Source organism: Coxiella-like endosymbiont (assembly GCF_030643785.1).
Lineage (GTDB): Bacteria > Pseudomonadota > Gammaproteobacteria > Coxiellales > Coxiellaceae > Coxiella.
In genome coordinates this window covers 958,110-973,268 of sequence record NZ_CP094378.1, presented here as the reverse complement: position 1 = coordinate 973,268, position 15,159 = coordinate 958,110, and the positions used below count along the sequence as shown (strand labels likewise).

The following is a 15,159-nucleotide window of genomic DNA, read 5'->3' as shown; positions in this document are numbered from 1 at the left end:
ACTCTGGATACCTTCGAGTGGTAGCGGGGGCGCTTTTATACGTCGTCACAGAAAACGTAAATGATGCGGATTGTCAATTAATTGGTAAAACTGCCACCGAATCATACTTGGAAGATGAACGATATGGGGACGGCTATTTTAACTGCATAAAGTAAAGTATAGTGAGGGCCAAGGGTTTTCAACCCTTAGATCGGATTTGTTGAAAAATACACGGCGGGTGATGATGGTGCGCACCGCGTTAACTATTACACACCCTTTAATAAGGGATCAAAAAGGGATCAAAACGGTCAAGGAGATATACTCGATTTTATCTCTCAGCTTCCTAAAACTGACGACCTTCGATTATCAAGCCGATTAGCATTGCAACAGTATTGCGGCACTGAGATGGATGCCCATCGCTAATCAGACGATAGGAAGTCCACTATCAAAGGAAAAATGCTATTTTACCTAAAAAACACACCTACTGCGGTAAAGCTTGCGGATTCCTTAGAAAAGTACACAAGGGTCAGTTTCTTGAATTAAGTGGCGAGAGGGATCCGGTGCGCATTTTTTCTGTTATCGGATTTTTCACATCATCCGCCGGGATCCTTTGTAGGGTCTGAGGAGCATGCGTTAATCATACCCGAACTTGCGCCGGTATACCATTCACAGTTTATGTGGGGTGGACAACCACGGGCTCAGATGAGCATTTTGCGCGATCGAAAACTGCTTTTTCCCCTATCTTCCTTTTTTAATGACTTAGCAAGGTCTGGCTACTTTGTGGTCAGATACAACAATTGTGGTAAAAATGATTAATGAAATAATGTTGGTGAATTTTTAAAAAAACTACAAGAAAGTCTTGTTACGATCAGTTTTTTCTTCCTAACTCTTTGTCTTTTTGCTCGCGAAAAAACGGGCTGAACGATTTTTCCAAACGACGGTGAGGGTTTTTGAAAAGCCAAAAAAATCGTTAGTAGTACCGACACTATGGAGTTGTTAGTTTGGTGTGGTTTCCGATTTCGGCCGGGGGAGTATGATAGACGCGGGTATTTGGTCTTGCAGCATGGGTTTTTGGCGATATGATTGGTCCTTATTGATCTTTATATGACCTAACTGAACGAGATGTGTTGTGGGGGACCTAAATGATTAAGCTTTTTAGCTTTTGGTTTCATTTTTAGCAACACTATTTCGCTGGTACAAAGAACGCAGTGAAAAAACGCATGACCTTAAGATTTCTGAGATATAAGCGCGAAAGGAAATGGTGTTGTTTAAGCAAATAACGATTGCGCAGTGGAAATTAGTGCAACTCATCGATAAGATACCGATTACCCTATTAGTTCTTTTTAGTTTTTTCCTCACCCTTATGGTCGGGTTTCATGGGTTGCTCACGTACGTCACTATGTACTATCACTGTGGCAGAGGTTTGACGCCCTTTTTCAAGAAAACATGTTGGCGATGATGTGTTGTGTAACGCGTCTTTGGTCGACGAACAATACCCAGTTTATTGCAGACCCATGTTTGGTGCACACACGGTATGAATTATTGGTTGAGTCAGATATCAGAGTAAGCTAACATTAAGAACTTAATAGGGCTGGGTGGCAGAGTGGTTTATGCAGCGGCCTGCAAAGCCGTATACGCCGGTTCGATTCCGGCCTCAGCCTTACTCAAAAATTAGACAGATTTCTCTGTCTATCTTTATTGCCCAGGTGGCGGAATTGGTAGACGCAAGGGACTTAAAATCCCTCGGGCGAATAACCCGTGCCGGTTCGAGTCCGGCCCCGGGCACCAGATTATATTGAAATTCCTATGGCTCTAGATCTAAGTGAATTAGGAGGTAATTTGCTCATTTAAAGAAGAGATTGATTATTTTAACAACCTTTCTAAAAATATTGCTGCCGACATTATTCGTGATTCGGTTATCCAGCGTTTTGAATAAACTTATGAGTTGGGTTGGAAATTATTACAGCGTTGGATAAAGCTTAAATGTTGGGGCCCGAAGAAGCAGGAGCCTAGAACTAAGAAAAATTTATTTCGATTAGGGGCAGGGGGGCAGGGGCTAAAAAATTTGATTAACAATCTCCTGCTCTTTGGTTTGAATTTAATGAGACCCGGGGCAGCTCCACTCATTAACAATTAAAAAATGCAAAATATGTTTATGACATTGCCATCCAATTTTTACCAGCGGTGAAAGCTTTGCTCAAAGAATTAGAGCAAAACAATGATTGAGTTAGATTTAAATTCACTAGCATTAATAAAAAAGATTTTAAAGAAACACTTTCCCATTGAAAATATAAATGGGTTAAAATTTGAATTTTCAAACTCTGATTTGCTAACTTTAGTTGATATCATAGACTGGAATTCTATTTTGAAGAATTTCATGAAAAAATTGCAGGAGGTTGTATAACTTTGACTACAAAGTAAAATGCCCTCGTAACGATGACCGTTCGGTTACATGGACTGTGTAGAATAACTACCGCTTAAGAGATGGAACACTGTCAATACTATCTAGTTCCTTGCGTAATTTTTTATGGCCTATCTTTATTAAATTTTCTCAAACAGAGTGACCATTTTTTTCTTCAGTGATTCTAATTAATTCTGGATCAGCTTTTTTAGGAGAACCAGCGTAAAATGGCGGTTCAGGATTATATCCTATATCCAGTTGTAATGTTTTAGTGATTTGTTCGCCTGAAATTTTGGCAGCCAATGTTAATGCCATATCAATATCGGCAGATACACCCCGCTGCGGTAACAATTTTTCCAGATTCTAAAATTCGTTCTTATATTTTGCAGAGACAGAGACTTCCAGAGTCATTGCTCAAATTTCATATAAATTTCATATATTTATGATATGGAAAAATGTATATATTTTGCAACCTTAGAACTAGTATTAAACAAACAGTATACTTTGAGTGTGAAAAATTCTTACGTGACTTTTGAGTGACTAGTGCACACTCGTATTCATTTATACACATATTTTAGGGAGGATCCTGGAGATATAAAAGTAAATTGGTGAAAAACGTTTATAACGTATCTCTCATTATGATATTTTCAAGAATTATTATCTTATCAGGTGCAATTAGCACAGAGTTAATCTGTAATTCAATCTGCAGTGGGATAAAAAATAGATAAAAAAAGAATGGATGACTTAGTCATGAGATTAAATTCCATGGAAGCTATTTGAAATATCAAAAAAATCATTGATGCTTTCACTGAATTGTCTGGGTAGTTAGTTAACGTTAATTAGTTTTGTTTAAAATTCTCTTTCATTTACAAAAGGGCTATGATGATATAACACTAGCTGTCATTATAGTTAGCTTACTTATTTTTTTAATAAAAAATTTCGAGAGTAGGGAATTTTGGCTAACAACTGTTTACTCCTTTAGCTTCGAGTATTGGGAGCGGCTTTTTAATTTCTGCTCTTTTACTAAAAATCGGCGGTATAGCGGCGATATTTGGAAATCTTAATTATTGCTGGAACATATTAATCATTTACGATTTGGGTGGGAGCATTCGATATAGATATAATATTAAGCATGTTGAATCCAAGATAAAAAATAATTTAAAAAAACTACTTAGGATCACTAAAATTGATTATTTATCAGATCCTATACTTGGAATATCCTATATTATTAGTATCGCGTTTTCTTCAAAATTACTGATCGCGTTTTTAACGCGTTTTTAAGGAATTAATCTTAAAGGTATCGCTTGGGAAAATGGTCTCATAACATTTATTCTTTTATTCATATGCGTATATGGCTTTATAACAGGAAGGTTTTTGGATAGGTATGCTCATTATTATCTAAGGCTTTGACATGAAATATACTCAATTGATTTCAGGAATAGTTTATATTCTTTTGATGAGGTTTTCAGCTGTTCTTTTCAAAAATATTAGTAATGTAAGTAAAACAACATCATCGATTTAAGTAAAAAATATTTTACATTTTACCTTATGAATTGATAATTGAGTCAATAATGAGCCAATTTAGTGTCGCTATTGCTGATACTGTATAGGAGGAAGCGGATTATTTACCGAGACAACAAAAAAATATCCAGTAATTTGAGCTATCTCATTATGGTTCTGATTGATATTGGTTTAATTCAATATTGCTTCAAAAGGTTTTGATGCATATTATAGTCTTCAGTTAATTTTAACTTTAACTTTGCTCTGTTTAAAAAATAAAAAAATTTAATTTTTTATACGATTTTTTAATATTTGTGCTTCTTTTTTATTTTTAGGAATACCTTTTGATCCTATATAATTGATTTTTAAGTGATCGATTTATCATATACTAAAACTTGAATTTCTTTTTTCTATTTGAATTGTTTTTGATATTAAGTATTATAGAAGATGTAGTTGAAGTTAGGAAGTAAACAAGTCATTTTGGATCATCTTAAATCGAACTCTAAAAGAGCTAAATTGGAAAATCAAGATAAGCTCGTATCTTGAGGCTAAAAATAATTGAGTTATTGTATCGTTAGCGGAATTATCTTTTATCCTGCGATCAATATTCTTAATAATTTTAATAATTATTATAAAATCCTGACATAGGTTTTGAAAAAACAACGATCAGATAAAGTCGAAGGTTAGTATTCAAATAACTGGAAAAAAAATAGAAAAGAGTTACTCAAATTAAAATGCCATCAAAATTTTAGGTACTAAATTTTTGTTGGATTTTTAATATTAAATAAGCTAATAGAGTTAGAAAAGTTCGCCCAATGGGCGGATAACCAATATTCGACATATGGGGAGTATAAGTATATACTTTTCGTTCAATAATTTTGTCTTTTGCAAGTTCTTTAATTTACGATGTGAGCATTCTTTGGGTAATTTTTGGGATTTCGCGATGCAGTTCATTAAATCATTTTATATCTTTCGAAAGAAAGAATAAAATAAAAAGTTTCCATTTCCCATTTATTACCTTTAATATTGCTCCAATAAGGAAATTTATATATTTTTTAAATATTTCAGACTTTAGTATATAATAAAATAAATGAAATAATCAAAATAAAGGATAAATAAGATGAAAAAATTAACTGGACAATGCTTTTGTAAAAAAATTTCCTATGAGGTGAATGGTGAGTTTGGGCTGATTATAAATTTCCATTGTTCGATCTGACATTGGTGGCATGGTACTGCTTTTCGAACAGCTTCACCCATTAGAAAAGGATTTTAAGTCGTTAAGAGTATTTATCAAAATATCGTTCCATCAGAACGGATTATAAAAACTTTTTGTTCTATATATGGTTTTAATTTAATGATTACATGGGGAGAATAAGCAGGATTACATGGGATTATCTTTATCTATTGGTGTACTTGAACAAGAACTCGATAGTGGATCATTAATGAATATATTTGTCGGTTCTAAAGCGTATTAGTATGAAATTACCGACAGATTACCTCAATGTAATGAATGGAAAACAGATTGGCCCAGATCGACACATTTCGCTGGTGCTATCCAGATTTTAGAAATCGTTTCCGCTTGTTTCTCTTCGTCAGATATTTCTCGATACTTAATTTCTAAAAAGTGCAATTGGTGTTTGTAAAGAGTTTCAGATCCTATCTTAGACCTACTAGAGAGATAGAGAAAATCTATATGTTCTTTTAATATTTTCTCCATTATTTTTATTTCATTAAAAGGTTTGAAAAAACTAACGATTAATCTAGAAGTGATAGATTGTTTAATTTGAGAATGAATATACATTTTAGTGAATGAATTTTATTAAAAATCTCATAATTGGTTTTATTTTTAGGTATTATTTTTTTACAAATTATAAAATATGCTCCAATAGTTGAATACATTTCTGATAAATTAAAGGTGGGATCAATGTGGTAAAATATAAAATTCAATTCATATTCATGTTTTTGAGCTCAATGTAAAATTTGAAAATTTCGCGTAATAATTTTGTATAAAGACCATAATTGGTAGATTCATTCATAGAAACTAGAAATATCATTTTTACCTTATTTTTTCTTGTAGGGAATTCTCATGTTGGATAATAAGTCTGTATGTTATGTAAAGACTACCGTTTAAAAAAGTGACTGACTGGTTTTTATCAAACCCAAGAGCTTCTAATCCAAAATAATAATCTATCTTTCGGTGACAAAATAATCTTGTAAATCCTTTTATTTAAACTCTTCTGAAGAAAAAGTGGGATAAGCATTGGCACGTTTTTGATGAGAAATTTTTCTAAATCATGTTTATAACTTTCGTCAAGTTGTTATCAATAATCAGAAACTATTTTTTATATGAAAAGGTTCGTTCTTAGATAAATTAAGAAGATTTTTTGATACAGTTATCCAAGAAAAAGTGGTTAGGAATTCATAACTTGACATGCATCTTTTTTATTCCATTTCCTATATTGGGATAGCATAATACCGTTTTCAAAAAATAATCGACTATAAAATAGAGATTTATTAAATAAAGATATTTTTCAAGGAGATCTCTTCTTCGTTTTAATTAAAATTTACTATTATTGTTAGTAACATTTAAAATTTTTTTTATTTTTTAAGCTCTGTTCCAGATGAGGTGGAGCCTTTCTTTTTTTATCTTTTTCCTTAGCTTCTGGATATTAGTTATCGATATTATAAAATCGATCAGAAGATTCTAAATAAGTATAAGCGTTTTTCAATAAATTTTTATTTTTTTCATTTTTAATTTCTTATTTTTCTCACTCCTCTATTAAATCTTTTATAAAATTAAAAATTATAGCAATAATTGTCTTTAATTTTATTATCTTCTTTTTATCAAGAGTGATAAAAATTTTTAATTTTCTTTTAAAAAAAATTAAAAAATTCTTTCGATTTTTTGGATTTTATAGCGGTAATTTTGTAGAGATATAAAAATTATTAGATTTTATATAGAGATCTTTTAACGACGTTATTATTTATTGTAATTTTTTATCATTTTTTTAGAATTCAGCTTCATTAATTGGATTTTTGGTAAGATATTTTTTTCAGTTTGAAATTATCCCTAGCCAATCTTCAAGAAAATTAGGGTTAAAAATATCTCTAGTTATTTCCTTTTGCCACTTTGTTTGAATGAGTTTATAAATATCTTTATATCTTTAATATCTTTATATCTTTCCCGAACGTTTTTGAATCCTTTACATCCCCTTGGCTGTGTTTGAACTGAATTATAATTCATCATTTGTAGTTTCTTAGAGTCTGATGCAGGTTAATTTCAAGTTGTGCAGCCAATCTTTTTGTTAATTTCATTTTTTTATTTTCCTCAGAATGTATTTATTCCAGTGCATTGTAATAATGCTAACTTAAATAATTATTAAGAAAAAAGAAAATTTTACTCCGGATAATATTTAGAAAAATTGAAAAGATTAAAAAACGGGTTTAAAGGCGAATTACATTTACTTTGTTAGAAAACTTAACTGGGGCTGTAATAACTGAGGCGTAATAATTATTATTAATAGTTATTGAGGGTGGTATAAGCTATAATGGGAGTAAAAAATCCAATGTAAATTAAAAGATATCCCAACATCAGACCGAAGAGACTAAACAAAAAAGGAACTTTGTTCAGATGTTCTTCTATTAAGCTTTTCTAATCATTCACGAAGATTACCTGAAAAAAGCTGATAGCTAACATGAAAAGGCCGATAATAGTAACTGCAATTTGCCAGCTTGATTCAAAGCTGTTATTTTGTATGAACGCTAGAGAGTCAAAAATGATGGGGAGAACACCACCCATAATATAACCTGACTTATTGTGTATCATATTTCTTGCCATATTTTTGGTATCGTCCATGTTGAATAAGATTCCCAGGGACAAAATAATAGAAACTAAATCAAAACAGAGAGCCTAAATGAGGTATGAGAATTTTTTATCTCCATTTGTCTTTAAGGTATTGTCTCCAGACGATATTAACAATATATTATGGCAGAAAAAAGTACTCTACTAGATAAAGAACTAGATAAAGAACTGGTTAAATAATGACCTATAGAAGTTGCGATGATTGATAAGAAAAACGCGAAACTTTATAACTCTTTGAAAAAATTTTTGAAATTTTCATTATTTGGTGTGAGTATCTTAAGTGCTTCTACTTTAGTAAGCTGTCGTACGATGATGATTGGCATTCTGAATCCTACAGGGGTAATAACCTACGAAGAAAAGCAGTTATTTTTCGATTCGCTTGCCTTGATGTTAATCGTAGTCATACCCGTTTTCATCATGAGCTTTACCTTTATTGTTCGTTACCGCGCAAGTCGTAAAACCTCAGATTACCAGCCAAATTGGGGCCATAGCGTTTTGTTAGAGGCGATATGGTGGGGCATTCCAATGGTTATTATTTTCGTTCTAGGCATTATAACGTGGACGATGAGCAACAAATTGGACCCTTATCGCCCTATAAAAGGGGTGGGAAAACCGATGGTGATACAGGCGGTAGCTTTGCCTTGGAAATGGCTCTTCATTTATCCAGAACAAAATATTGCTACAGTCAACTATTTAGAGATTGCTAGGAGTGAGCAGGTCGAATTTATGTTCACTAATGATAACGTTCCAATGAGCGCTTTTTTATTCCGCAGTTAGGAAGCCAAATTTATACCATGGCCGGAATGCGGACACGCTTGCATTTAATTGCTTCAAAAGATGGAACTTATCAAGGGCTTGATAGCCAATATAATGGAGATGGATTTTCGGATATGTGTTTTGATGTGAAAGTGGTAGAACCGAATGAATTGCAACGTTGGTTTGCTAAAGTTAAGCGGTCGGGTGAAAAATTAACCCCCCCGTGTACCAAAAGCTTATTCAACCTTCTATCAAAGAACCTGTGCATTATTATTCGTCAGTAGTATCTAATTTATTTTCACAGATAATGATGAAGTATATGCAAACAACTGGAATGCCCACTCAGTGGGAACATAAAGAGTCTCATTATTAATTTTTAATAAAAGGATCAGCGATGTTAAGAGAACTTTTTTAGGTAAATTGACACTTGATGCTATCCCTCTTCATACTCCAATTATTATGGGTGCTGGTATTTTCATGGCTGTGGTTTTTTTGGAGTTTTAGCGTTTATCACGACTACTAAAAAATGGTCTTATATCTGGCATGAATGGGTAACTTCCGTAGATCACAAAAAAATTGGCATCATGTATGTTCTTTTGGCCGGTATTATGCTGCTGCGTGGGTTTTCTGATGTGATATTGATGCGTTCGCAACAAGCTATAGCAGCAGGTGCGAATATGGGTTTCTTACCTCCCGAACATTACAATCAAATTTTTACGGCCCACGGCGTTATTATGATTTTCTTTGTGGCCATGCCATTAGTATTTGGTCTTGCCAATATTGCTTTACCACTACAAATCGGTGCCAGGGACGTCGCTTTTCCTTATCTTAATTCCTTCAGCTTCTGGATGACTTTTGTCGGAGCGATGTTATGTAACATTTCTCTCGTTGTAGGCGATTTTGCAGGAACGGGTTGGTTGGCTTACCCTCCACTTTCTGAATTATATTATAGCCCTACAGTGGGCGTGGATTATTTTATTTGGTCGTTACAGATTGCGGGCGTAGGAAGCCTTCTGGGGGGTATTAATTTCATTGCGACCGTGATTAAGATGCGCGCTCCAGGCATGACTTTTATGAAGATGCCTATTTTCGTTTGGACGACATTTAGTTCAATGATTTTAATTGCTCTTGCATTTCCCATTTTAACCGTTAGTTTAGCCTTGTTAACACTCGATCGGATTTTAGGAATGCACTTCTTCAGCCAGTACGCTGGTGGCAATATGATGATGTATATCAATTTAATTTGGGCCTGGGGGCATCCTGAAGTTTACATCTTAATTTTGCCTGCTTTCGGTGTGTTTTCCGAAGTTGTGGCTACGTTTAGTCAAAAGAAGTTATTTGGTTATGTGACGATGGTGTATGCCACTCTTGTTATTACTTTTTTTCGTTTATCGTTTGGGTTCATCACTTCTTTACCATGGGCAATGGGGGAAATGTGAATGCCGTTTTCGGTATTGCAACAATGATTATCGCTGTACCTACTGGGGTCAAAATTTTCAATTGGCTCTTTACCATATATAGAGGCAAAATTATTATTCGTACTCCCATGCTTTGGGTATTTGCTTTTTTTATTACTTTTTCCATTGGAGGAATTACAGGGGTATTGATGGCTGTACCGCCTATCGATTTTCAGGTGCATAATAGTCTATTTTTAGTTGGGCATTTCCATAATGTAATTATCGGTGGTGTTCTGTTTGGATTTTTCTCCGGATTAATTTATTGGTTCCCGAAAGCTTTTGGTTTTCGACTTGATGAACGCTTGGGGAAATGGTCTTTTGTTTTTTGGGTATCAGGTTTTTATGCCGCATTTATGCCCCTTTATCTTCTCGGACTAATGGGAGTAATGCGCCGACTTAATCATTATGCGGATGTCACCTTGCAACCGTATTTCGTTGTTGCGGCTGGTGGTGCAGCTCTGATTATGATCGGCATCTTATTGCAAATCGCTCAGATTATCGTGAGCATCAAGAATCGTCATAAGTTGCGTGATAATACTGGGGATCCCTGGAATGGTCGAACTTTGGAATGGTCGGTGGCTTCACCTGCGCCATTGTATAATTTTGCTTTTATTCCGAAAGTGGAGGAAAGGGATCAATTCTGGATTGAAAAAAAGAAGCGAAAAAGCAAGGCCGTCCCTGGCGTGTCAATCCACAAGATATTCAATACAAAGATATCCATATGCCAAAAAATACTTCAGTCGGTTTCTTTATCGCTATGTTTTCTGGGGTTTTTGGATTTGCCATTGTTTGGCATATGTGGATCCCTGGCATTCTTGGATTAATTGGAGTGATCGCTATCGTAATTGCCCGAACTTTTAGTCGAGATATTAATTATTATGTTAAAGCCAAAACAGTAAAACAAACTGAGTTACGTCATTACGAGGAGGCATTATCATGAGTACACACGCGTCAGCTACTGGACACGGTCACTATCAGGATTCAGACGCAACAGATATTTTTGGTTTTTGGCTTTACATTATGACCGACTGCATTTTATTTGCTTCGTTATTTGCTACCTTTTTGGTATTACATCATCCTGGAGCGTTTGGTCCTTCGTTAAAGCCATTCATTGATTTGCCTTATGTTTTGATTGAAACCTTCTTTTTATTAGCGAGTAATTTTATTTATTGCTTAGCCATATTCGGAATTAATAAAAATAAATTGCCCGCTGTCATATTCTGGTTGGTATTAACTTTTATATTAGGTGCCGGATTTGTCATTATGGAAGTGAGAGAATTTATTCATTTAAGCACTGAGGGCTATGTCTGGAACGTGAGTGGTGCTGCCTCTGCCTTTTTTACCCTTGTAGGAACGCATGGTTTTCACGTTACGATGGGCTTGTTGTGGATATTGATTATGATCATTCAATTACCGATTTTGAAAATTAATCGAAACACAGCAAGACGAATGGTTTATTTGGGTTTGTTCTGGAATTTCTTGGATATCGTTTGGATTTTCCTTTTCACAATCGTTTATTTAATGGGGGTCATATTATGAGTGAGATACTCTCTGAAGAAACGTACGGCACCGGAAAGAAAAAGTTAAGTATATATATCACTGGAATGATCTTATGCGTGATCCTTACCTTAATCTCTTTTATGACTGTAATGTACACGACGCTCTCTAAAACGGCGCTGTTGGCCATTATCTTTATCTCTAACTTTGTCCAATTTATAGTTCAGGTTATTTTCTTTTTACGATTAAACACGAAAAATGAACAAAGCCAAATGAATTTAATGTCTTTCGTATTCACCATAGTCGTATTAGCCGTATTGATGGGTGGTTCTTTGTGGATTTTGTTGAGCTTGCATTATCGAATGATGCATTGATCGAAAGTAAGAACTAAACAACCTAATTTCATGAGCCACAAACTCTAACTTGATATATCAAGATAGAATTGTTCATTTTAACAATGGTGTAGGGTGGATTGGCGCCGCAGATGCATAATTCACCAAATTTCTTGGTTTCTAGTTCTAAACAGGATAGAATGGCTGTTGTGAGGATCTTTTTCACTGACCAGGCTTGTTTTTCAATCCTGCTTTGATCATTCCTGTTTTAAGACGTAAAGGTCGTAAAAAAGTAAAAATTAGCTCTCCGTTACTGGTTTTATATATGTGACAGAATAAACCCATAAAAATGAAATCATCTAAATCTCTAATGTCTTTTTTTAGTAAATCTTTGTGGTACGGAATGCATATCTTTATTGCTAAAGTCTTTATTGCTAAAGAGAAAAAATAGCTGTTTTTTTTTGAATGCTTCGTCAAAAGAAGTTATTTGTTCTTGGGTCAATACCTGATGTATTTTTGCAATATTGAGAGAAAAAGAATGTTAGATTTGTCGGGAGCTAACAGAGTAAAATAAGCTGCAATATCGTCCAATCTGTCTGATGCGTGTAGCCATTTTAAAAAATTAGGGGAAAGCAGAAAACCTTTTTCAATAAAAAGCTTCACCTATTTTTGTTTCCTTGCTAAAAAAGCATAATCAAACAGTGCTTTCTCTATATGGGGAGAGGCGTACTTCTTGCTTCCTGATGCAGACATTGTGTCGTATTTGGCAAGCCGTTTCTTTTCGATCTCTAACGTAATCCTATTCCAATTTGTATTCTATTCATGGAATACAAACAGGTCGTTACGAGTTACTGATCTAATATAGGCTTTATACCAATTCTTTGTAGAGCAGGATCCCATACATCACAACGTTCAGAGAAGGTTGGAGGTTTAATCTACTTTGGAAGGGATCATTTTTCTCAAAAATACGATTCCCGTTCTAAATGAAGTCGAATAGGTTGTGGAAACTAACCATTGATCCACAAAATGGTCGTCACATTGTTTGATTAAATCAAAAAAATAGACAAAATCGATATCCAATTCCAAAATGGTAGTTTTGTATTTAATTTGTATTTAAATAGAATGAATATCAACCGCCAATTTTTTTCGTCAATAGCTCTTTGTAAGAATTTCCTTGTTTGTTCTCAAAGAGAGGGAAGATCATTAATATAAGCAGAGAGCTGTGACCATCGACTTATCTATAATCGCTTTTTTATTTCATCAAGATTCTTCAAGTTAGCATCTCGTTTTGTTAATTCAGCCAAGATGCTGGATTTTTTCAAAGGCAAATTTAAATGCGGCAACAGAGACCTTAAAGGGAAATAGGCACTCGGCGCATCACTACGTGAAGTTGTATCGTATTGAGAAAGCTCTGACTGCCTTGGGTTTCTATATCAATCCATTCATCCCAGCGCGCCCACACTCTACCCAAAAATAATGTACAATCGGTAGCTATTATCATCCACTTGCAAAATTACATTAAGCCATTTTCGTTCCGTGTCCAAGGCATCACATTGTTCTCCCATATCAAGCATAATTAGTTTATGCCAGGTATTTGAATTGATGACTATTTCTAGCAAAATTTTTACAACCTCAACTGTATTTGATTGAATCCCAAAGTATAATAGGCTTTCACATTCTCATTATTGGGATCCACATTGCTCCTCTATCCATTCCACTATCATTTCTAAATTAGGCAAAAAATAGCATTTTCTTAAGTTTTCATAATCCATTGCTGCAGGTAAAGAATCGATTTTTGCAAGTACCGCTAACTCTCCAATAGAAATAGACTGTTTTTTCTGATTTTGTTTTCCTCGTAATAGGAGATAAAAAATAGCGAGCTCATTAATGTCTTCTATTTTGAGAATACTCGAAACGAGGCTTTCTTGGTTTTGTTTTAATAAAGGACTGAGTTTACTATTACTGCGATGTCTTTAAAGACAGTGTATTATTTCTCAATCAATTTGTGGATATTGATTATGATCATTGATTTAAATGCTCTCGGAAAGGGGATATTTCAGAAAGAAAGCGTCAAAAACATCAAAAACAGTAGGGGGTTTTTCTTTATTTCTTTCTATTTCACGGAGAAATATTTTTTTGAATTTCATCAAATTCTGAATGGCTCAAAGGCTGGAAAGACAGCCAATCGTCCATTTCACGAAGTTTCCGCTGCACTGTTTTAGAAGCTAGCACTCTTGGTCAAAATCTAATCATTAATTTCGACGCAGTATTCCGCATCGATACGATCGACTACACTGGAAAGATCAAGAATAATATCAAAGACACTTCCGATCGTTTGTTCGTTGTACTTCAGGTTTTGAATTTTTGTTTCGAATATCTGTATATCCAGTGATACCCCACCATTCAGAAAATAGCGCAGTAGCAGCAGTATAGGCGGGGGTAGCTCTGCTTTCAGTTTAGAACCACTATAGTTTTTCTATCTCCATGTGAAGCAAACCATTACGTAATTCCGTAAGTGCGCTTAAACAAGAAACTCGCCGTTGTTTCTCTCGTGCTCGGTGCGAAGCTTCAACATAGGCAAAACTAACCGAGTAATTGAAGGTGCTCGAGCTTTAAGGGAGCGTAATATTTTCTCTAAAAACTTTTTCTCAAAAAGGCTAGAGAGAGTCGCTGGATTTCCATATAAGATCTTGAATGGACTTATCATCTGATATTCTAAAAAAATCATTGGAATTGCTATTGAGTGTTTTCTCACCGGTATAGGGATTAATCCAGCAACTAGTAGCCACTTCGTATGCTTCTACTTCTCGAACTGTATAGATAAAACTTCTCTCTGTTTTCTGATAAGGCTTCCTGCTAATAATATATTGAGAAGGTTTTGATCTGAAAAAAAATCGTGAGCAGATTTCAAATCAGAATTGATTGATTGAGTAGTTAATGGTAATTCGGCGAATTTAGATCATCAAAACTCGTTGCATATATAAATCGATCTCTGAATGCTAGAGCGTTGAGAAAGTTTTTTTGAGTGCTTATGCTTGCTTGATTAATGGCTCAATTGAGTTCGCTGAAGAAGAGATATCTCTTATCGATACAAATAAAAAGAAAGTAATCCAGCGCCTGTATTTTTTAGTATGCGGCATTTAGCGAATTAAAGTAATTCCGATACACCGCTGATATTTATCTTTGAAAATAGAAGTTTATCGATTGGAGCTGATAGCAAACGAAAATCGAGTGATAGTGTGTTTTTTAATGGCTTACAGATTTATTTGTGATCTGACAGGCTGACGAGATCAAAGTCATTCTGTCCTCTATATACCCAATACATTTCTTATTTTCATACATTATCTAAGATGGCTGGTTTTCAGCCCGCCGTAG

The 15,159-nt window shown here is 34.4% G+C and carries 8 protein-coding genes, 2 tRNA genes and 2 pseudogenes; 10 read left to right on the top strand and 2 right to left on the bottom strand.

Translation table 11 applies throughout. From position 1 onward, the window contains the following. The first annotated feature begins 1,568 nt into the window (after nt 1-1,568). Nucleotides 1,569-1,640 (top strand) — tRNA-Cys (locus MRH55_RS05050). A 39-nt stretch (nt 1,641-1,679) separates the two neighbouring features. Beyond that, nucleotides 1,680-1,767 (top strand) — tRNA-Leu (locus tag MRH55_RS05045). A gap of 763 nt (nt 1,768-2,530) precedes the next feature. On the opposite strand, the gene MRH55_RS05040 is transcribed toward MRH55_RS05045, so the two are convergent. Continuing rightward, complete coding sequence (locus tag MRH55_RS05040) at nt 2,531-2,695, bottom strand: hypothetical protein (RefSeq protein ID WP_304985165.1); 165 nt, start codon at nt 2,693-2,695, stop codon at nt 2,531-2,533. A 651-nt stretch (nt 2,696-3,346) separates the two neighbouring features. Here MRH55_RS05040 and MRH55_RS08175 point away from each other — a divergent pair. Further along, complete coding sequence (locus MRH55_RS08175) at nt 3,347-3,661, top strand: Aq_097 family APC-type transporter (protein WP_500784521.1); 315 nt, start codon at nt 3,347-3,349, stop codon at nt 3,659-3,661. A gap of 3,736 nt (nt 3,662-7,397) precedes the next feature. Here the strand turns inward: MRH55_RS08175 and MRH55_RS08055 are convergent. Continuing rightward, nucleotides 7,398-7,766: pseudogene (locus MRH55_RS08055) on the bottom strand (hypothetical protein). 174 nt (nt 7,767-7,940) lie between these two features. Here MRH55_RS08055 and MRH55_RS05035 point away from each other — a divergent pair. The 7 genes and pseudogenes from MRH55_RS05035 to MRH55_RS05010 all read left to right on the top strand — a co-directional run bounded on the left by MRH55_RS05035 (nt 7,941) and on the right by MRH55_RS05010 (nt 14,006). Next, complete coding sequence (locus tag MRH55_RS05035) at nt 7,941-8,519, top strand: cytochrome ubiquinol oxidase subunit II (protein ID WP_304985164.1); 579 nt, start codon at nt 7,941-7,943, stop codon at nt 8,517-8,519. Nucleotides 8,520-8,536: 17 nt separating this feature from the next. After that, the gene (locus tag MRH55_RS05030) at nt 8,537-8,782 is read left to right on the top strand and encodes a cupredoxin domain-containing protein (RefSeq protein WP_304985163.1); all 246 of its coding nucleotides are present in this window, start codon (nt 8,537-8,539) and stop codon (nt 8,780-8,782) included. Then, nucleotides 8,722-8,871: a COX aromatic rich motif-containing protein gene (locus MRH55_RS07825; RefSeq protein WP_369421029.1), complete on the top strand. Its 150-nt coding sequence runs from the start codon at nt 8,722-8,724 to the stop codon at nt 8,869-8,871. Before MRH55_RS05030 ends, MRH55_RS07825 begins: the two co-directional genes overlap by 61 nt. Nucleotides 8,872-8,885: 14 nt before the next feature. After that, a pseudogene (gene cyoB / locus MRH55_RS05025) lies at nt 8,886-10,895 on the top strand (cytochrome o ubiquinol oxidase subunit I). Further along, complete coding sequence (gene cyoC / locus MRH55_RS05020) at nt 10,892-11,494, top strand: cytochrome o ubiquinol oxidase subunit III (protein ID WP_304985162.1); 603 nt, start codon at nt 10,892-10,894, stop codon at nt 11,492-11,494. The pseudogene cyoB and the gene cyoC overlap by 4 nt, the downstream one beginning before the upstream one ends. Further along, entirely contained in the window at nt 11,491-11,826 is a 336-nt protein-coding gene (cyoD, locus tag MRH55_RS05015) for a cytochrome o ubiquinol oxidase subunit IV (protein WP_304985161.1), read from the top strand. Before cyoC ends, cyoD begins: the two co-directional genes overlap by 4 nt. A gap of 1,976 nt (nt 11,827-13,802) precedes the next feature. Further along, nucleotides 13,803-14,006, top strand: coding sequence for a hypothetical protein (locus MRH55_RS05010; RefSeq protein WP_304985160.1), 204 nt, complete (start codon nt 13,803-13,805; stop codon nt 14,004-14,006). Nucleotides 14,007-15,159: the final 1,153 nt, after the last annotated feature.